The following is a 17,159-nucleotide window of genomic DNA, read 5'->3' as shown; positions in this document are numbered from 1 at the left end:
GCCTGAAAGCCCGATCACTCAGTCGTGGTACATCACCGAGCGGCCACCATCGATGGTGATGCACGAGGCATTGATGAACGGCGCTTCATCACTGGCCAGGAACACGGCGGTCATTGCCACTTCGATCGGCTGCCCGATGCGGCGCGGCGGGTGCAGGTCAAACGCACGCTGGCGTTCGGCGTGAGGGTCGGCAAAACCGTTCCAGTAATCGACGTTCAACTGGGTTTCGATGTAGCCCGGCGCAATCGCGTTGACGCGCACACCCTTGGGCGCATATTCGATGCCCAAAGCGCGGGTCAGGCCGAGCAGGCCATGCTTGGCCACCGGGTACGGGAAGCAGCCAGGGATGATGTGGGTGGAATGGGTGGACGCGATATTGATGATGCTGCCGATGCCCTGCTCGATCATCTGCGGCAGCACCGCCTTGCAACCGTACCAGGCACCATCGAGGTCGATGGCGAAGCAGCGACGCCAGTCTTCCTCGGTCATTTCCAGCGGATCACGAAACACGTTGACCCCGGCGCAGTTGACCAGCACATCGATCCGGCCGTGCAGGTCGATCGCCAGCCGGGCCATGGCGTGCAGATCCTGCTGACGCGACACGTCAGCCTTGATCGCCACTACATCGGCGCCCTGGTCCCGCCAGTGCGCCGCGACCTTCTCGACTTTCTCGGCCTGAATGTCGCTGATGATCAGCCTGGCCTGCTGGGACGCGAAGGTCGCCACAATCGCTTCGCCGATACCCTGGGCGGCACCGGTGAGCAATACGACCTTGTTTTTCAGGCGTTCGCCCTTGGGCGGTTCGGGCACCGGTGGCAATGACAGTGGTTCAACCATGGATCAAGACTCCTGTTCGAAGACACGACGAAAACCGGGCATCTGTCGATGTCCGGTCAAAAGGCGCTGGGCAGGAAACAGGTGAGTGCGAAAACGTTTCAGCCCGGAAACGTTCTGAGGCACTGGCTCCGCAAGGGAACACGGGGAAACTTCGCTGCATCACTTCACCTGTTTTGTTTTTTTAAGTGTGAGTGCATGTAACTCGTGAGGCCGACTATAAACCCGGCTCGCGACAAATCTCAATATATATATTTACATCCCATATTTTGGGATTTATCCAACAAACCGCATGCAATGCTTTCCAGGCACATCCACTGCAATCGACAACACCGCCCCATCCAACGGATGGCCCAGCGGACTCGCCGCGCTGGTGATGTACAGGGTTTTCAGGTCTCCACCGCCAAAAACACAGCTGGTGGGGCGACTGATCGGTAGCTCGATGATCCGATCGACTTTGCCGTCCGGGCTCAACCTGAGCAGGCAGCTGCCATCCCAACGGGCATTCCAGATAAAACCTTCGGCATCCATCGCCGAACCGTCCGGGCCGCCACGTCCGTGCGGACCAAACCAGACCTGCGGCGCATCGAGGGCTCCGTCGGTACGGATGAAATGTCGATACAAGGTGCCGTCGAGGCTGTCGCCGAAATACACGCGGGTAGCGTCATCGCTCCACAGCAGCGTGTTGGGAATGCCCAGGTTGCGCAGCAACGGCGCAACCCGCCCGGCGCGATCGATGCGGAACAGCCCGCCGGAACGACGGACGATGGGCAGGTCCTCGCCGTGTTCGCCGATATTGTTTTGCATGGTGCCGAGCCAGAGCCGGCCCTGGGCGTCGCAACGGGCTTCGTTGGGGCGATTGCCCGGTTGCGGATCTACCACGCAGAACAATGTCAGGCGCGGCGCCAGGCCGGGTGAATCGAGATCGAGGCGATACACGCCGCTGCTCAATGTCACCAGCGCGTCGCCGCTTTCACAGGGAATGAACGCCGACACGTGCTCCGGCATCTGCCAGATCTGCACGTTGGCGCCGATCAATCGCAGCGCCTGTTTACCAGCGATATCCACCCAATACAGGGCTCGGGTGGGCGCATCCCAGAACGGGCCTTCGCCCAGTTGTGCCCGATGTTCGGTCACCGCAGTCCACGCCATGAAACCTCCTGCATTGTTGTTGTTTTTTTGTGGGGAGCGTCTTCATTATCAGCTGGCTTTTTTATCGGCCATGACTTGCGGGTAGTAACGCTTGATCGCAAGGTCTGCGTTATCGATCAGGGTCATGCAGGCCCAGACACCCCGGGCGGTATCACGGGCCGCGATAGCCTCGGCCAGGTCCCGGTGAATCGGCAGGGTGCGACGCAGTTCATCCGGGTCGGCGGCGGACACTTCAAAGGCCACCGCCAGCAACGCGCCGAGGGCAGGAACCATTTGTTCGATGAATTGATTGTGGCTGGCGGCGAGGATGCACTCGTGGAAGAGCTGGTCGGCACGGTTGTAATCGATGCCGCTGTCCACCGCCCGCTCCAGCGCGTTGCAGGCCAACAGGATCGCGTTCACCTGTTCGCCGGTGGCGCGCTCGCAAGCCCAGCGCACGGCCATCGGTTCGATGGTGCGGCGCAGGTCGAGCAGATCGTCGACGAAGTTTTCCGGTAAGCCGCTGCGCGACAACCAGCCGACGACTTGTGGATCGAAGAGATTCCAGCGCCGTACCGGCAACACCCGCGTGCCGACTTTCGGCCCGACCTCGAGCATGCCTTTGGCAACCAGGGTCTTGATGGCTTCACGGATAACCGTGCGGCTCACGCCGAGTTGTTCGCCGAGGTCGGCTTCGACCTTGAGTGACTCACCCGGCTTGACCTGCCCCGTGGCGAGCCAGCAGCCCAGCCAGTCAACCGTCGATGCATGAAAGCTGCTGGACATGGACACCTCAAAGCCGTTCGCAATGGAGGCCCACGCTAATCATCATACGATTGGATGTCAATTTGATTTTTTGAAGAAATCAGAAATCTAATGTGGGAGCAGGCTTGCTCGCGAAGACGGAGTCACATCCGACAAAGATGTCGGCTGACCCAGCGCTTTCGCGAGCAAGCCCGCTCCCACAGGGTTTTTGCGTCAGGGTTCGAGGCCGATGGGGAAAAACTCGCCGCCACTCCATACACCGAGCCAGCGCTGGCCATCGATCTCGCGACTCACCGCCAGCTCCACCAACTGATAGAACACGTTGCGATGGATCAACGCCTCAAGATTGCTGCGCACATGCACGTAAGGGGCTGGCTCTTGCGTTACCGGGTCGATGACCACGCGCATCGGATGATCGGCGCCGGCCTCGGTGGTTTCATCGACGTTGGTGGTAAAGCGCAACAGCTGCGCCTCACCCTCGCCCTCCACGTCCACCGCAATCGCCACGAACGGCGCATCGTCGACTTTGATGCCGACCTTTTCCACCGGGGTAATCAGGAAATAATCATCGCCGTCGCGGCGAATGATGGTGGAGAACAGTTTGACCATCGGCTTGCGCCCGATCGGCGTACCCAGGTAATACCAGGTGCCGTCCCGGGCGATGCGCATGTCGATGTCGCCGCAGAAATCGGGGTTCCACAGGTGCACCGGCGGCAAGCCTTGGGTCTTGGGGATTTGCCCCAGCAGGTCGTTGGCTTTTTGCGGGCCACTCATGGCGTTCTCCTCGGGATTACTGGTCGCTGAGCCCCAGCAGGCTGCGCGCGTATTGCTCCAGCGGCGGGCCCATCAGGTCTTCGGGTTTTTTATCGTGGAACGTCAGTAAACCGCCACGACTCTTGATGGTTGCAGTATCAATCAAATACTGGGTGCTGGTCTCGATCAACATGATCTGAATCATACCGCTGTCGATGCCGAGACGATCCAGGGCTTCCTGATCCAGCCACTCGTCCGAGTTGCCGATACGGTCGTCGGACTTGGCAAACCGGGTGTAGAGCAGATAGTGCGCACCGGCGGCACGGGCCTCGCCCATGGCCTGGTCGAGGCCTTCCGGTGTACGGGCACGGCGGACCATCGGGAAGTATTCGACGAAGCCATCGAACGCGACTTCGGCAATCACGTTCGGCCGCGGGTAAACGTCGCTGCCTGGGGGCATGAAAGCACCTTGGGCGATATAGACGAACGAGTCCGGCTGAATGCGCAGGTTGTTTACGCGACGGCTGTCACTGTGGTCGAGCAACCCCGCATCGCTCATATGGTAACGAGTCCCTTCGGCCATATCGCTGACGTTCATGCAGCCACCAAGTGCCAAAACGGCCAGCAGCAAAACCAGGCTACGCATCCTATCCTCCAGGGGCCGGTGTCGGAAAACCGGCGAATGGCCGTAGGATGCAGCTTCCGCGCCAGCTCAAGTTGCGCGTTGCCTGATCAAACGCAATCGCGGGCAAGCCACGCTCCCACAGGGTTTACGCAAAACCCTGTGAGAGCGTGGCTTGCCCGCGATGAGGCCCGATCAGCCGCCGATGATCTTCATGACAGTCGCCCCACCAGAGAACGCCACTTCCTGCTTGTCCCCCAAGGCTTTCACCAGCAGCCGCTGCAAGGCCGGCAGCGCCTGGTGGCGCGGCTTGTCCAGCAGGTCGCCGATGTAATGGCGATTGCTCGACGACAGGCAGCCATGCAGCCACCCGGTAGAAGACAAACGAAGGCGCGAGCAGGTACGGCAGAACGGCACACTTTCGTTGGCGATCACGCCGAAATGGCCTTGCCCCGGAATTTCATAGCGCACCGCTGTCGCATCGACGGGTGCATCGGCCTGCAGATATTCGTAGCGCTCGCCGATCAGGCTCAGCAATTGCTGGAGGCTGACGAACTGTTGCAGAAAGGCATTGGAGTCGTTGGCCAGGTGGCCCATGCGCATCAGCTCGATGAAGCGCAGTTCATATCCACGTTCCAGGCAGTAATCGAGCAGCGGCATCACTTGGTCAAGGTTCTGCCCGCGCAGCGGCACCATGTTGACCTTGATCTTCATGCCGGCCGCACTGGCCTCGCTCATGCCGTTGAGCACAGTGGCCAGATCGCCGCCCCGGGCAATGCTGCGGAACGCACTCGCATCGAGGGTATCGAGGGAAACGTTGAGACGCCGAATGCCGGCGTTCACCAGCAGCGGCAGTTTCTTCGCCAGTAACTGGCCATTGGTGGTCAGGCTGATGTCTTCCAGGCCCATCTGACCGACCGCTGTCATGAACGCTTCGAGTTTCGGGCTGACCAGCGGCTCGCCGCCGGTAATGCGCAGACGCTCGATACCCGCCGCTTCAATCAGATAAGCCACGCCGCGCGCCATGGCTTCGGCCGACAATTCATCCTGCGCAGCCACCAGCCGCTTGCCGTTGGGCACGCAGTAGGTACAGGCGTAATTGCAGGCTGAGGTCAGACTGATTCGCAAGTTGCGAAAACGCCTGCCTTGACGGTCAACGATCATGGTCACTCCGGCGGAAGAATATCGGGCCGCTAAAACTTGACTCAGAAATCAAGTTTTAGCAAGTCCTCTACCTGAGTATATTCCTGCGGTACTGCGCCAAGTAGCGAAATCATGGCGCAATAAGGCAACTGAATGGCTCAGCTGCCGGAAGTGTCGGTGTCACGCTTGCGCTTGTTGCCCATGCGCACGCCGATGTCCATCAGGAACTGGAAGAAACCTTCCTGATCTTCCAGCACATTGCTCCAGAACGGCGAGTGATACAGCGCGACGGCACCGTGCACCAGCGCCCAGGACGCGCAGTAATGGAAGTAAGGTGGCACGTCTTCCAGCTTGCCTTCGCTGATCCGGCCCTTGATCAGCAAGGTCAGGCGTTCAAAGTTCGAGGCACGGATCTTGTGCAGCTCCTCGATCATCTCCGGCACCTGATTGCCCTTGACCACTTTCTCTTCGAGCCGATCGAACAGACGATAGCGTTGTGGATCGCGCATGCGGAATTCGAAATAGGCGCGGGACAGGGCTTCCTTGTCCTTGTCGACGTCGGCGGAGTGTAACAGCTCGTTCAAATCGCGCTCGTAGTCGAGCATCAGGCGCAGATAGATCTCGGCCTTGGACTTGAAGTGCTTGTAGATCGTGCCTTTACCGATACCGACGGCATCAGCAATCATCTCGACGGTGACACTGTCTTCACCTTGTTCGAGGAACAGCTTGAGCGCGGTATCGAGAATTTCCTGCTCACGGCGACGGAATTCACGGACCTTACGAGGTTCTTTATGCATAAGAAAAGGTCTGTCGGGGTCAAAATTCGAAGCCGCGTATTATGCCTAACTTACGCAAAAATGCACGGATCATCCGACCATATCTGCGCTTTCTGGTCATTCCGCGTACGTTTACAGGGTGATGAGAACTCTTCCGAAGCGCACGTATTCCAAATTTGTTTAAAAACCCGTGCCGCTAAACTGGACGAGGCGCAATCCTGATCAATACTTGAACTGTCGGCGGGGCATCTCCCCCAAGTGTCACGCCGATATTGGTACCAACGGACCGCGTGCCATTGTTTTACTCCTAATGGTCTTAACCCGGATTCACCCCCCAGAACCCGGGTTTTTTTTGCCTGCGATTTAACCTTTCACGTGCGCCTGCGGGAACAGTCGCTTGAAATTCGCCGTGGTTTGTTCGGCAAACCGCTCGTAGGGCTCACCACGCAACATTGCCAGAAATTCCGCAACCTCACGCACGTACTGCGGCAGGTTTGGCTTGCCGCGATAGGGAATCGGCGCCAGGTACGGCGAGTCGGTTTCCACCAGCAACCGGTCGGCGGGCACCTTGCTGGCCACATCGCGCAACGCGTCGGCATTACGGAAAGTGACAATCCCGGACAGGGAAATGTAATAGCCCATGTCCAGCGCGACCTTCGCCATCTCCCAGTCTTCGGTAAAGCAATGCAATACGCCCGCCTGGGGCAGCGCCGCTTCTCGCAGCAAGTCCAGGGTATCGGCGCGGGCGCCACGGGTATGGATGATCACCGGTTTGCCGGTCTGTTGCGCCGCCTGCAGGTGCAGACGGAAGGACTCCTGCTGCAACTCTGCCGCTTCCGGCTCGTAGTGATAGTCCAGGCCTGTTTCGCCAATCGCCACCACGCGCGGGTGGTTGAGTTCGTGCAACAACCAGTCCAGCGCCGGCGCGGCACCCGGTTGCACATCCAGAGGGTGCACGCCCACCGAGCAGTCGACGTCGTCATAACGTTCGGCCAGGGCCTTGACGTCGGCCGCGTTGTCCGCGCTGACACCAATACACAGAAAGTGCCCTACCCCGCGCTGCCGGGCCGCATCCAGGGCAGCATCCAGGGAGCCGTCGTGGGCGGCCAGGTCGAGGCGATCAAGGTGGCAATGGGAATCTACGAGCATAAAGGGCTGCAACTTGTATCGAATGGGTGGGACGGTCGGATGTACCGATACTCAGAGTTTAGGCGCAGTCAGTCATCGTTGGGCAGGCAACGACGCCCATTGCACCAGCAATGCCTCCAGCAGCAAGGCCGGATTGAGGTTGGCCTTGCTCAGGACTTTCTGTCGCTGGGCGAGGATCCAGTCCTGGATATCGAGGACTTTGCCCTGGGCGCTTTTCTGCGCCAGGTATTGCACGACCTTGCGCATGTCGGCAAGGCCGAGCCCGGCTTCATCCTGGGTCAACTGATAGCGCAGGATCAGGCTCGACCAATCGCAGAACCAGTCGAACAGGCGCAACATCGGAATGTTTTTCCATTCTTCGGCCAGTTGCGTCGGCGACTGCTGTTGCTTGAGGAGTTTTTTCACCCCTTCCACCACTTGCGCGCGCTGTTCGCGTACGCCTTGGCCCTGGAGATTGACCGCCGCCAGCGGCGAACCGGCGGCCAGGGTCAGCAGTTCGACGCGCTCGTCTTCGGAACACTCCGGTAACGCCTGGGCCAGCCACTTCAAGCTCATGGCCTCGCCCGGCAGCGGACAGGCCTGCTGCACGCAACGACTCTTGATGGTTGGCAACAAGCGGCTCGGCTGATGGCTGACCAGCAACAGAACGGTATCGCCGGACGGCTCTTCAAGACTTTTGAGCAAGGCATTGGCAGCGTTGATGTTCATCGACTCGGCCGGCTCGATCAGCACCACTTTGCGCCCGCCCAACTGCGCGGTCTGCACCACGAAACCGACCAGGTCGCGAACCTGGTCGACCTTGATCGCCTTGTCGGCTTCTTCCGGTTCCAGGATGTAGTTATCCGGGTGGCTGCCAGCCTTGAGCAGCAGGCAGGATTTGCATTCGCCACAGGCTTGCAGCGCGTTCGGGCGCTGGCACAGCAAGCTGGCCATCAAGCGCTCGGCCAGTGCCCGCTTGCCGATCCCGGCGGGGCCATGCAGCAGGTAGGCGTGCGCATGCTGGGCGCGACCGGCCAGTTGCTGCCAGAGGTTTTCCTGCCACGGGTAGGCCTCAGCCACGGTTCAACTCCAGCAGGCGCGGCAGCAAGGCATCCAGCGATTGCTGGACCTGTGCCAACGGCCGGGCAGCGTCGACCAGCACATAACGTGCCGGATCCGCCTTGGCCCGCTTGAGGAAGGCACTGCGTACGGCATCGAAAAAGGTCCGGCCTTCGAGCTCGAAGCGATCCAGGCGACCACGAGCGCTGGCGCGGGCCAGGCCGACCTCGACAGGCAGATCGAAAATCAGCGTCAGGTCCGGGCGCAGATCTCCCTGGACGAAGGTTTCCAGGGTCGCAATGCGCTCCAGCGACAAGCCGCGACCGCCACCCTGGTAGGCGTATGTCGAATCTGTGAAACGATCACACAAGACCACGGCGCCGCGGGCAAGCGCCGGACGAATCACCTCGGCCAGGTGCTGGGCACGCGCCGCGAACACCAGCAGCAACTCGGTATCCGGGTTCATGACTTCATCGACAGGGGCCAGCAGCACTTCACGGATGCGCTCGGCCAGCGGCGTGCCACCCGGCTCGCGGGTCAGCACCACCTCGATGCCGGCGGCGCGCAGGCGCTCGGCCAGGTATTCGCGATTGGTGCTCTTGCCGGCGCCTTCGGGGCCTTCCAGAGTAATAAACAAACCGGTCACAGGCAGTCCTTAGTCAGAGTCATTGCGAGCTTTTCGGTGCGTTGGCATCGAGTTCGGGCGTTTCAGGGGCTGGCGCAGGATCTTGCGCCGGCACCTGCGGCAGCGCCTCGGGAGCCGTGTTCGGTGAAGCGGCCGGGATCGGCGCCTGCTCCTGCGAAGCCTGAGCGTCCTGCGTACCGTTTTGTTCAGTCTGGGTCTGCGCCGTCTCTGGCGTGGCAGTGGGTGCCGGGCTGGAACGGTAATCGGTGCGACGCTTGAGCTGGAACTCCCTCACGGCATTGTTGTGGGCATCCAGGTCGTCGGAGAACACGTGAGTGCCATCGCCACGCGCCACGAAGTAAAGGCTGTTGCCCTCCACCGGATTGAGCGCCGCATGGATGGCTTCGCGACCGACCATGGAAATCGGCGTCGGCGGCAGGCCCGCATTCATGTAGGTGTTATAGGGCGTCGATTCCTTGAGGTGAGCCCGGGTCAGCTTGCCGCTGTAGCGGTCGCCGAGGCCGTAGATCACCGTCGGGTCAGTCTGCAGCAGCATGCCAATCGCCATGCGTCGCACAAACACACCGGCAATCTGCCCGCGCTCCTGCGGTACGCCGGTTTCCTTTTCCACCAGCGAAGCCATGATCAGCGCCTGGTAGGGCTCGGTGTACGGCACATCGGAAGAGCGCTGCTCCCACTCCTTGGCCAGCACTTCGTCGAGGCGCTCGTAAGCGGTTTTCAGCAGCTCGACATCGGACATGCCCCGTACGTAACGATAGGTGTCAGGGAAGAAGCGCCCTTCCGGAAAAATCCCGGTGTGGCCGAGCTTGTCCATGACCTGGCTGTCGCTCAAACCGTCGAGGCTATGGTCGAGCCTCTCTTCCTTGGCCAGCGCTGCACGGACCTGACGGAAATTCCAGCCTTCGACCAGGGTCAGGCTGTACTGAACCATTTCCCCGCGTTTCCACAGGTCGATCAGGCCTTCGACGGTCATGCCCGGTTTCATGCGGTATTCACCGCTGTGCAGGGGTTGTTTGGCGAGGTTGAAGCGCCAGTACACCCGCAGCCAGAATGCGTCCTTGATGACGCCATTGGCTTCGAGTCGGTAGAAGGTGCGGGTCGGCGTGGTGCCCTTGGGCACATCCAGCAATTGTTCCTGGGCAATGTTCAGCGGCTGTACCAGCGCCGAATGAATTTTCCAGGCTGAAGCACCCATCAGCAGCCCTGCCAGAACCACTCCGGTTTCCAGCAGCAGCAAGAGTTTACGTCTCACGTATCAAGCATCCAGTAGCGCACGGGCAATGGTTTGGAGTTTACGGGTGAGCGGCCCAACCGGCCAGTGAAGAGCAGCATAGGCGCGCACCGGCCAGATACCATACACGCTGTTGCAGACAAAGACTTCGTCAGCCCATTGCAGCTGTTCGAGGGGGATATCGGTGATTTGCGTGGGGATTCCCAGCGACCTGGCTTGAAACAATATTTCGGCACGCATCACGCCTTCCACGCCGCAGCGCTTGAGGTCAGCGGTGACGAGCACGCCATCACGCACCAGGAACAGGTTGCTGAACACACCTTCAATCACGCGCCCGGCCTGATCGAGCATCAAGCCTTCGGCATGCTCGGTGTCCTGCCATTCGGCACGGGCGAGGACTTGTTCAAGACGATTGAGGTGCTTGAGACCGGCCAGTAATGGCTGCCTGGACAATCGCGTGACGCAAGGAAACAGACGAACACCCTGCTCACCATGCGCAGCAGGATAAGCCGCCGGTGGATTGCCTTGCAGAATGCGTCGGGCCTGAGCCGAAGGATCGGGGGCGTAACCGCGCAGGCCGTCGCCACGGGTGAGAATGAGCTTGAGCACCCCGTCACCCAGAGCCGCTGCGTAGGCCAGCAGTTCGCTACGGATCAGCTCATGCCCGGTGGTTATCGCCAGGCGCGAACAGCCGTCCGCCAAACGCGACAGATGCCGGTCCAGCAACACGGGCTGCCCGCTGCGCACGGCGATGGTCTCGAACAGACCATCGCCGTAAGCCAGGCCGCGATCCTTCAGCGACAAAGCGTCAGCCGGCTGACCGTCGACCCAGCTGTCCATCAGCCTGCGAACCGGCGGAACACCAGCGAGCCGTTGGTGCCGCCAAAACCGAAGGAGTTGGAAACGACCACATCGATATCCATGTTGCGCGCCGTGTGCGGCACGAAATCGAGGTCGCAGCCTTCGTCCGGCTCATCGAGGTTGATGGTCGGCGGGGCTACCTGACTGTTGATTGCCAGCACGCTGAAGATCGCCTCGACCGCGCCGGCCGCACCCAGCAGGTGGCCGGTCATGGACTTGGTGGAACTGACGGCCAGCTTGTAGGCGTGCTCGCCGAACACCGACTTGATCGCATTGACTTCGGCCAGGTCGCCTGCGGGTGTCGAAGTGCCGTGGGCGTTGATGTACTGCACTTGATCGCCGTTGATTCTGGCATCGCGCAGCGCATTGGTGATGCAGCGCGCTGCACCTGCGCCATCGGCTGGCGGCGAGGTCATGTGGTAGGCATCGCCACTGGTGCCGAAGCCGATCAGCTCGGCGTAGATGGTCGCGCCACGCGCCTTGGCGTGCTCGAGTTCTTCCAGCACCAGCGCACCGGCACCATTGGACAATACAAAGCCATCGCGGCCCTTGTCCCATGGACGGCTGGCGCGGGTCGGCTCGTCGTTGCGGGTCGACAGCGCACGGGAGGCACCGAAGCCGCCCATGCCCAGACCGCAGGCCGCCATCTCGGCGCCGCCGGCAATCATCACGTCGGCTTCGTCGTACATGATGTTGCGGGCCGCCATGCCAATGCAGTGTGTGCCAGTGGTACAGGCCGTGGCGATGGCGTAGTTAGGTCCCTGTGCACCGAGGTGGATGGACAGGAAACCGGAAATCATATTGATGATCGAGCCTGGCACGAAGAACGGTGAGATCCGTCGTGGGCCGGTCTCGTGCAGCGTACGGGCAGTTTCTTCGATATTGGTCAGACCGCCAATACCCGAGCCCATGGCCACGCCGATACGCTCACGGTTGGCGTCGGTGACTTCCAGACCGGCATTGCGTACCGCCTGAAAACCTGCGGCCAGACCGTATTGAATGAACAGGTCGAGCTTGCGGGCTTCCTTGACCGACAGGTATTCCTCGACATTGAAGTCCTTTACCGAGCCGCCAAAACGGGTGGAATAGGCAGAAAGGTCGGCGTGTTCGATCAGACCAATGCCACTGCGGCCAGCCAGAATGCCCTGCCAGCTGCTCGGCACATCCGTACCCAGTGGCGACAACATACCCATACCGGTGACTACGACGCGTCTACGCGACACAGCACTCTCCTTTTTTCAAATGACGACTTTGCATCAGGCCTAAAGAAAAAACCGCACGCCATGATGGCAGTGCGGTTTTTCCATGACAGCGAGCAACGATTACAAACTATTACGCCTGGTGGCTAGTAACGTAGTCGATTGCAGCTTGTACAGTAGTGATCTTCTCGGCTTCTTCGTCAGGGATTTCGGTCTCGAATTCCTCTTCCAGAGCCATCACCAGCTCAACGGTGTCAAGGGAGTCGGCACCCAGGTCTTCAACGAAGGAAGCAGTGTTGACCACTTCTTCTTCTTTAACGCCCAGTTGCTCAGCAACGATTTTCTTGACGCGCTCTTCGATGGTGCTCATACCTTGTTTTCACTCCTAATGGACAAATTCAGGCAGCTGGCCAGTGGGTAAGTGTATAGAAAGGCTTTTCAGCTTTTCAACTGAAAGCTTCACTCCTCGAACCCGGTGACCCTCTGCCTATAAATAGATTGCAGCTTTATAACGGATTTTAGACAGCTCGTATGACATTTTTTTGAAGCAATCCGTCACATTTGAATTACATGTACATCCCGCCGTTCACCGGGATTGTAGCTCCGGTAACGTAAGCCGCACCGTCCGACGCAAGAAAAGCGACCACGGACGCGATCTCTTGAGCCTGCCCCAGACGACCCAGCGGAATCTGCGTCTGCAAGGCTTCACGCTGTGCCTCGGGCAGTTCACGGGTCATATCGGTATCGATGAACCCAGGGGCCACCGAGTTTACCGTAATCGAACGCGAACCGACTTCTCGCGCCAGTGCACGGCTGAAACCTTCCAGACCGGCCTTGGCGGCAGCGTAGTTTACTTGGCCTGCGTTGCCCATGGCACCCACAACCGAGCCAATACTGATAATTCGGCCCCAACGGGCTTTGGTCATGCCGCGCAAAACGCCCTTGGACAGGCGGAACAGACTGTTCAGATTGGTATCGACAACGTCGTGCCACTCGTCGTCTTTCATGCGCATCATCAGGTTATCGCGGGTGATACCGGCATTATTGACCAGAATTGCCGGCGCACCGAACTGCTCCTGGATGCTCGCCAGGACCGCCGCAACGGACTCGTCGCTGGTGACATTGAGTTCCAGGCCAGTGCCCTGAATACCGTTTTCCTTCAGGGTCGCGGCAATGCGCTCGGCACCCGACGCGGAGGTCGCGGTACCCACAACGATGGCCCCCTGACGACCCAGCTCCAGGGCGATAGCCTGGCCGATGCCACGGCTGGCACCGGTGACCAGTGCAACTTTACCTTGCAGACTCATGCAAGCTTCTCCTGATTCAGGCCAACGCTGCACGGGCGGCAGCGAAAGCGTCTGGGGTATTGAGGTTGGATGTCGACACGCCTTCGGCGCAACGTTTGTTCAGACCGGCCAGCACTTTGCCCGGGCCACACTCGACCAGATCGGTCGCGCCCTTGGCGGCCAGCGCCTGGACGGATTCAACCCAGCGTACTGGCTTGTACAGTTGCTCGAGCAGATCGCGCTTGAGGGTTTCCAGATCGGCCGGCACCTGGGCACTGACGTTCTGCACCACGGGAATCTGCGGCGCCTGCCAGTCGATCGCCGCGATCGATTCAGCGAAACGCTCGGCTGCCGGACGCATCAGCTCACAGTGCGACGGCACGCTGACCGGCAGTGGCATGGCGCGCTTGGCACCACGCGCCTTGCAACCTTCGATGGCGCGCTCGACGGCAGCCTTGGCACCGGCGATGACCACCTGGCCCGGCGAGTTGAAATTGACTGCGCTGACCACTTCGCCTTGCGCCGCTTCGGCACAAGCTGCCAGTACGTCGGCGTCATCCAGACCCAGGATAGCAGCCATGCCGCCCTGCCCGGCCGGAACGGCTTCCTGCATCAACTGGCCACGACGCTCGACGAGCTTCACCGCATCGCCCAGGCTCAGACTGCCTGCCGCGACCAGCGCGCTGTATTCACCCAGGCTGTGCCCGGCAACATAAGCCGGACGCGCGCCACCTTCGGCCAGCCACAGACGCCACAGGGCGATAGAGGCGGTCAGAATGGCCGGCTGAGTTTTATCGGTTTGATTGAGTTGCTCTTCCGGCCCTTGCTGGGTCAGTGCCCACAGGTCGTAACCCAGAGCATCGGAAGCTTCTTTGAATGTTTCAAGGACAACCGGATGTTGCGCGCCCAGCTCGGCCAGCATGCCGAGGGACTGCGAACCCTGTCCTGGAAAGACGAATGCGAGGGAAGCAGACATGTAACAAGCCCCTAATGATCTTGTCGTCGGAGAGTTGGCGCCCCGCTTTGGAGACGCAAGAAACTGACAGTTGGATGGCCCATCGAACCAAGCGGTCACATTTAAGCATTGTCCGACGAAAACGCCTAAAGCAACAAATCCTCCAGACGACCATGCAGGCGCTCGGGAAGATTCTCCTGAATCTCGATCAAGGCGCGCTCAATGGCACTTTGAAACCCCTGGACCCCGGCAGAACCGTGGCTTTTCACCACAATACCCTGCAAGCCGAGAAAGCTCGCGCCGTTATGCCGGGCAGGCGCCAGATCGGCCTGCAGGCGCTTCATCAAGGGCAGCGCCAGCGCGCCGATCACGCGAGAGGCCACGCCCTTCCTGAACAACGCTTCGATGCGCCCGGCAATCATGGTCGCCAGACCCTCGCTGGATTTGAGCAGGATGTTGCCGACAAAACCGTCACACACCACCACATCCGCTTCGCCACGGTACAAACCGTCGCCCTCGATAAAGCCGATGTAATTGATGCCACGGGCGCCTTGCAACAAAGTCGCCGCCAACTTGACCTGTTGATTGCCCTTGATGTCTTCGGTGCCGATGTTCAGCAACGCCACACGAGGACGCGCTATGCCCAGGGTTTCAGCTGCAACCGAACCCATGACCGCAAACTGCAACAGATGCTCGGCACTGCAATCAACGTTGGCGCCCAGATCGAGCAATTGGCAGTAACCTTTTTGTGTCGGAATCGCCGCCACCATGGCCGGACGGTCTATGCCCGGCAGAGTCTTGAGCACGAACCGCGACAACGCCATCAGCGCGCCGGTATTGCCCGCACTGACACAGGCCTGGACCTTGCCGTCACGCAACAACTCAAGCGCCACGCGCATCGACGAGTCGGGTTTACCGCGCAGGGCCTGGGCAGGCTTTTCGTCCATGGTGATGACTTCGGACGCCGGAGTAATCGACAGGCGCGCGCGATCCACAGCCGGATGGCCAGCAATCAATTCTTCAAGAAGGGAAGGTTGACCGACGAGGGTCAGGTGCAGCGAGGGTGTAGCAAACAGGCAGGCAAGGCTGGCCTGGACAATGCTGCGGGGACCGAAGTCCCCGCCCATTGCGTCAATCGCGATGACTTGAGCGGACAAGTGATTACTCGTCAGCGCCCTTGTCGATCACTTTACGGCCACGGTATACGCCTTCTGGCGATACGTGGTGACGCAGGTGAACTTCACCGGTGGTTTTTTCTACAGACAGGGTGCTAGCCTCGAGAGCGTCGTGCGAACGGCGCATGTCACGGGCAGAGCGGGATTTTTTGTTCTGCTGAACAGCCATAATTGATTAACTCCTAAACGTTTGGGTCACGCTTTAACTGCGCCAATACACTGAACGGGTTGGACCGCGTTACCTCGTCCTCGCTCGGTTCGGGCTCATCGAGACCCGCCGGCTGCTGGCATTCTTCCGGATGATGAGCAGGCACAATGGGCAAGGCGAGCAGAAGCTCCTCCTCGATCAGTGACTGCAGATCCAAAGGATCTTCGCCCAGTTCCAGCACGTCATAACCTTTCGGCAACGACTGGGTATTCGCACCCTCCTTCACCACAGCGTAACTGCATTCGCTATGGATCGGCAGGGTGACCAGCTCAAGACAACGCTGGCAAACCATTTTGACTTCAGTGTCGATAAAGCTGTGGATGACCACAGATTTACGTTCATCTCGTTCAAAAACGAATTTAGCCTGCACCGTACCGACATTGTCGGAAAGCGGGTCGCAGAGTCTCTCCAAATCGGCCAGCAGCATTTCACCTTGAAGGGTGGTGCCACGATCAGCCAATTTGCGCGGGTCAACGTGAGGTGGAATCGGGTCATTCAACATAGGCGCAGCATTATAGGGATGCACCCGCCCATGTCAAAGGAAATTCAGCCCTGTCCGTCACTTGGAAGCCTCGCTAGAATTCGCGCACGCCTTATGGAGTTGCGCATGCTGCCTTTATTACTCGCTTCCAGCTCGGCCTATCGCCGGGAATTGCTGACCCGCCTGCAGCTGCCATTCACTTGCAGCTCGCCGGATATCGACGAAAGCCATCGCCCGGGCGAATCCGCCATCGAGCTGGTCAAACGCCTCGCCGAAGAGAAAGCCCGCGCCCTGGCCGACAGCCATACCACTCATCTGATAATCGGCTCCGACCAGGTCGCCGTGCTGGGAGGCCGGATAATCGGCAAGCCCCACACGTTCGAAAAAGCCCGCGAACAACTGCTGGCCGCCAGCGGTGCCAGCGTGACATTCCTGACCGGCCTGGCCCTGCTCAACAGCCAGACCGGGCACTGCCAGGTCGATTGCGTGCCGTTCACCGTACACATGCGCACACTCGACGCACCCCGCATCGAACGCTACCTGCACGCCGAGCAACCCTACGACTGCGCTGGCAGCTTCAAGGCCGAAGGCCTGGGGGTAAGCCTGTTTCAAAGCACCGAAGGTCCGGACGCTACCAGCCTCGTCGGCCTGCCCTTGATTCGCCTCGTGGACATGCTGCTCGCCGAAGGCGTACGAATCCCCTGATTACGACAAGCATGTAGCAGCTGGCGAAGCCTGCGTTCGAGTCCGCAGCACTCGCCAAGACGTCCACCGCGACCTTACAGGCAAATCGCGCACCGGAATTGCGAGCGCTGCGCACTCGAACGCGGGCTTCGCCAGCTGCTACAGAGACTGCGTTCAAACGCAAAAAACCGGCCACCTGGGCTAATGCCGATCAGTTAGGCG

20 protein-coding genes are annotated in these 17,159 nt (G+C 60.1%); 1 reads left to right on the top strand and 19 read right to left on the bottom strand.

Features of this window, described 5'->3' with window-relative positions; translation table 11 throughout:
- Nucleotides 1-18 precede the first annotated feature (18 nt).
- From AC07W4_RS23885 to AC07W4_RS23795, 19 genes are all read right to left on the bottom strand, one after another.
- Nucleotides 19-837, bottom strand: a complete 819-nt coding sequence (locus AC07W4_RS23885) for an SDR family oxidoreductase (RefSeq protein ID WP_495034230.1) — start codon at nt 835-837, stop codon at nt 19-21.
- A gap of 273 nt (nt 838-1,110) precedes the next feature.
- Nucleotides 1,111-1,986 carry an SMP-30/gluconolactonase/LRE family protein gene (locus AC07W4_RS23880; RefSeq protein ID WP_495034229.1) on the bottom strand — a complete coding sequence of 292 codons (876 nt, stop codon included), beginning with the start codon at nt 1,984-1,986 and terminating at the stop codon, nt 1,111-1,113.
- Nucleotides 1,987-2,034: 48 nt separating this feature from the next.
- Nucleotides 2,035-2,751: a FadR/GntR family transcriptional regulator gene (locus AC07W4_RS23875; protein ID WP_046037461.1), complete on the bottom strand. Its 717-nt coding sequence runs from the start codon at nt 2,749-2,751 to the stop codon at nt 2,035-2,037.
- 192 nt (nt 2,752-2,943) lie between these two features.
- On the bottom strand, nt 2,944-3,504 hold the full coding sequence (locus AC07W4_RS23870) for a DUF1285 domain-containing protein (RefSeq protein ID WP_495034228.1): 561 nt from the start codon (nt 3,502-3,504) through the stop codon (nt 2,944-2,946).
- 16 nt (nt 3,505-3,520) lie between these two features.
- Entirely contained in the window at nt 3,521-4,129 is a 609-nt protein-coding gene (locus AC07W4_RS23865; protein WP_223545539.1) for a DUF4823 domain-containing protein, read from the bottom strand.
- 171 nt (nt 4,130-4,300) lie between these two features.
- Entirely contained in the window at nt 4,301-5,269 is a 969-nt protein-coding gene (locus tag AC07W4_RS23860) for a GTP 3',8-cyclase MoaA (RefSeq protein WP_008050423.1), read from the bottom strand.
- Nucleotides 5,270-5,406: 137 nt separating this feature from the next.
- On the bottom strand, nt 5,407-6,045 hold the full coding sequence (locus AC07W4_RS23855; RefSeq protein WP_008050425.1) for a TetR/AcrR family transcriptional regulator: 639 nt from the start codon (nt 6,043-6,045) through the stop codon (nt 5,407-5,409).
- 342 nt (nt 6,046-6,387) lie between these two features.
- Nucleotides 6,388-7,173 carry a TatD family hydrolase gene (locus AC07W4_RS23850; RefSeq protein ID WP_495034227.1) on the bottom strand — a complete coding sequence of 262 codons (786 nt, stop codon included), beginning with the start codon at nt 7,171-7,173 and terminating at the stop codon, nt 6,388-6,390.
- 72 nt (nt 7,174-7,245) lie between these two features.
- Entirely contained in the window at nt 7,246-8,232 is a 987-nt protein-coding gene (locus tag AC07W4_RS23845) for a DNA polymerase III subunit delta' (RefSeq protein ID WP_495034226.1), read from the bottom strand.
- On the bottom strand, nt 8,225-8,857 hold the full coding sequence (gene tmk / locus AC07W4_RS23840) for a dTMP kinase (protein WP_495034225.1): 633 nt from the start codon (nt 8,855-8,857) through the stop codon (nt 8,225-8,227). The genes AC07W4_RS23845 and tmk overlap by 8 nt, the downstream gene beginning before the upstream one ends.
- A gap of 19 nt (nt 8,858-8,876) precedes the next feature.
- Nucleotides 8,877-10,109, bottom strand: a complete 1,233-nt coding sequence (gene mltG, locus AC07W4_RS23835) for an endolytic transglycosylase MltG (protein ID WP_495034224.1) — start codon at nt 10,107-10,109, stop codon at nt 8,877-8,879.
- A gap of 3 nt (nt 10,110-10,112) precedes the next feature.
- Nucleotides 10,113-10,928 (bottom strand): aminodeoxychorismate lyase, encoded by an 816-nt coding sequence (gene pabC / locus AC07W4_RS23830; RefSeq protein ID WP_495034223.1) that lies wholly within the window; start codon nt 10,926-10,928, stop codon nt 10,113-10,115.
- The gene (gene fabF, locus AC07W4_RS23825; RefSeq protein WP_008050432.1) at nt 10,928-12,172 is read right to left on the bottom strand and encodes a beta-ketoacyl-ACP synthase II; all 1,245 of its coding nucleotides are present in this window, start codon (nt 12,170-12,172) and stop codon (nt 10,928-10,930) included. Before fabF ends, pabC begins: the two co-directional genes overlap by 1 nt.
- 109 nt (nt 12,173-12,281) lie before the next feature.
- Entirely contained in the window at nt 12,282-12,518 is a 237-nt protein-coding gene (acpP, locus tag AC07W4_RS23820) for an acyl carrier protein (RefSeq protein ID WP_003175607.1), read from the bottom strand.
- Between the two features lie 196 nt (nt 12,519-12,714).
- A complete protein-coding gene (gene fabG, locus AC07W4_RS23815; protein ID WP_007997043.1) occupies nt 12,715-13,455 on the bottom strand; it encodes a 3-oxoacyl-ACP reductase FabG in 741 nt (246 codons plus the stop codon).
- A 16-nt stretch (nt 13,456-13,471) separates the two neighbouring features.
- Nucleotides 13,472-14,410 carry an ACP S-malonyltransferase gene (gene fabD / locus AC07W4_RS23810; protein ID WP_495034222.1) on the bottom strand — a complete coding sequence of 313 codons (939 nt, stop codon included), beginning with the start codon at nt 14,408-14,410 and terminating at the stop codon, nt 13,472-13,474.
- Nucleotides 14,411-14,535: 125 nt separating this feature from the next.
- Nucleotides 14,536-15,546 (bottom strand): phosphate acyltransferase PlsX, encoded by a 1,011-nt coding sequence (plsX, locus tag AC07W4_RS23805; RefSeq protein WP_495034221.1) that lies wholly within the window; start codon nt 15,544-15,546, stop codon nt 14,536-14,538.
- Between the two features lie 4 nt (nt 15,547-15,550).
- Nucleotides 15,551-15,733 (bottom strand): 50S ribosomal protein L32, encoded by a 183-nt coding sequence (gene rpmF / locus AC07W4_RS23800; protein ID WP_003179396.1) that lies wholly within the window; start codon nt 15,731-15,733, stop codon nt 15,551-15,553.
- A gap of 13 nt (nt 15,734-15,746) precedes the next feature.
- Nucleotides 15,747-16,274, bottom strand: a complete 528-nt coding sequence (locus tag AC07W4_RS23795; protein ID WP_008050439.1) for a YceD family protein — start codon at nt 16,272-16,274, stop codon at nt 15,747-15,749.
- Between the two features lie 105 nt (nt 16,275-16,379).
- Between AC07W4_RS23795 and AC07W4_RS23790 the strand changes: the two genes are divergently transcribed.
- A complete protein-coding gene (locus AC07W4_RS23790; protein ID WP_495034220.1) occupies nt 16,380-16,958 on the top strand; it encodes a Maf family protein in 579 nt (192 codons plus the stop codon).
- The last annotated feature ends 201 nt before the right edge of the window (nt 16,959-17,159 follow it).

This window comes from Pseudomonas sp. GW821-FHT02A08 (assembly GCF_059422045.1).
The sequence above is the reverse complement of the archived record's forward strand: the minus strand, read 5'-3'. Positions and strand labels throughout refer to the sequence as shown.

What these genes read in the sequence shown, in the direction of transcription:
- AC07W4_RS23885 (WP_495034230.1), bottom strand. Translation starts at nt 837, where the DNA reads ATGGTTGAACCACTGTCATTGCCACCGGTGCCCGAACCGCCCAAGGGC.
- AC07W4_RS23880 (WP_495034229.1), bottom strand. Translation starts at nt 1,986, where the DNA reads ATGGCGTGGACTGCGGTGACCGAACATCGGGCACAACTGGGCGAAGGC.
- AC07W4_RS23875 (WP_046037461.1), bottom strand. Translation starts at nt 2,751, where the DNA reads ATGTCCAGCAGCTTTCATGCATCGACGGTTGACTGGCTGGGCTGCTGG.
- AC07W4_RS23870 (WP_495034228.1), bottom strand. Translation starts at nt 3,504, where the DNA reads ATGAGTGGCCCGCAAAAAGCCAACGACCTGCTGGGGCAAATCCCCAAG.
- AC07W4_RS23865 (WP_223545539.1), bottom strand. Translation starts at nt 4,129, where the DNA reads ATGCGTAGCCTGGTTTTGCTGCTGGCCGTTTTGGCACTTGGTGGCTGC.
- AC07W4_RS23860 (WP_008050423.1), bottom strand. Translation starts at nt 5,269, where the DNA reads ATGATCGTTGACCGTCAAGGCAGGCGTTTTCGCAACTTGCGAATCAGT.
- AC07W4_RS23855 (WP_008050425.1), bottom strand. Translation starts at nt 6,045, where the DNA reads ATGCATAAAGAACCTCGTAAGGTCCGTGAATTCCGTCGCCGTGAGCAG.
- AC07W4_RS23850 (WP_495034227.1), bottom strand. Translation starts at nt 7,173, where the DNA reads ATGCTCGTAGATTCCCATTGCCACCTTGATCGCCTCGACCTGGCCGCC.
- pabC (WP_495034223.1), bottom strand. Translation starts at nt 10,928, where the DNA reads ATGGACAGCTGGGTCGACGGTCAGCCGGCTGACGCTTTGTCGCTGAAG.
- acpP (WP_003175607.1), bottom strand. Translation starts at nt 12,518, where the DNA reads ATGAGCACCATCGAAGAGCGCGTCAAGAAAATCGTTGCTGAGCAACTG.
- fabG (WP_007997043.1), bottom strand. Translation starts at nt 13,455, where the DNA reads ATGAGTCTGCAAGGTAAAGTTGCACTGGTCACCGGTGCCAGCCGTGGC.
- fabD (WP_495034222.1), bottom strand. Translation starts at nt 14,410, where the DNA reads ATGTCTGCTTCCCTCGCATTCGTCTTTCCAGGACAGGGTTCGCAGTCC.
- rpmF (WP_003179396.1), bottom strand. Translation starts at nt 15,733, where the DNA reads ATGGCTGTTCAGCAGAACAAAAAATCCCGCTCTGCCCGTGACATGCGC.
- AC07W4_RS23795 (WP_008050439.1), bottom strand. Translation starts at nt 16,274, where the DNA reads ATGTTGAATGACCCGATTCCACCTCACGTTGACCCGCGCAAATTGGCT.
- AC07W4_RS23790 (WP_495034220.1), top strand. Translation starts at nt 16,380, where the DNA reads ATGCTGCCTTTATTACTCGCTTCCAGCTCGGCCTATCGCCGGGAATTG.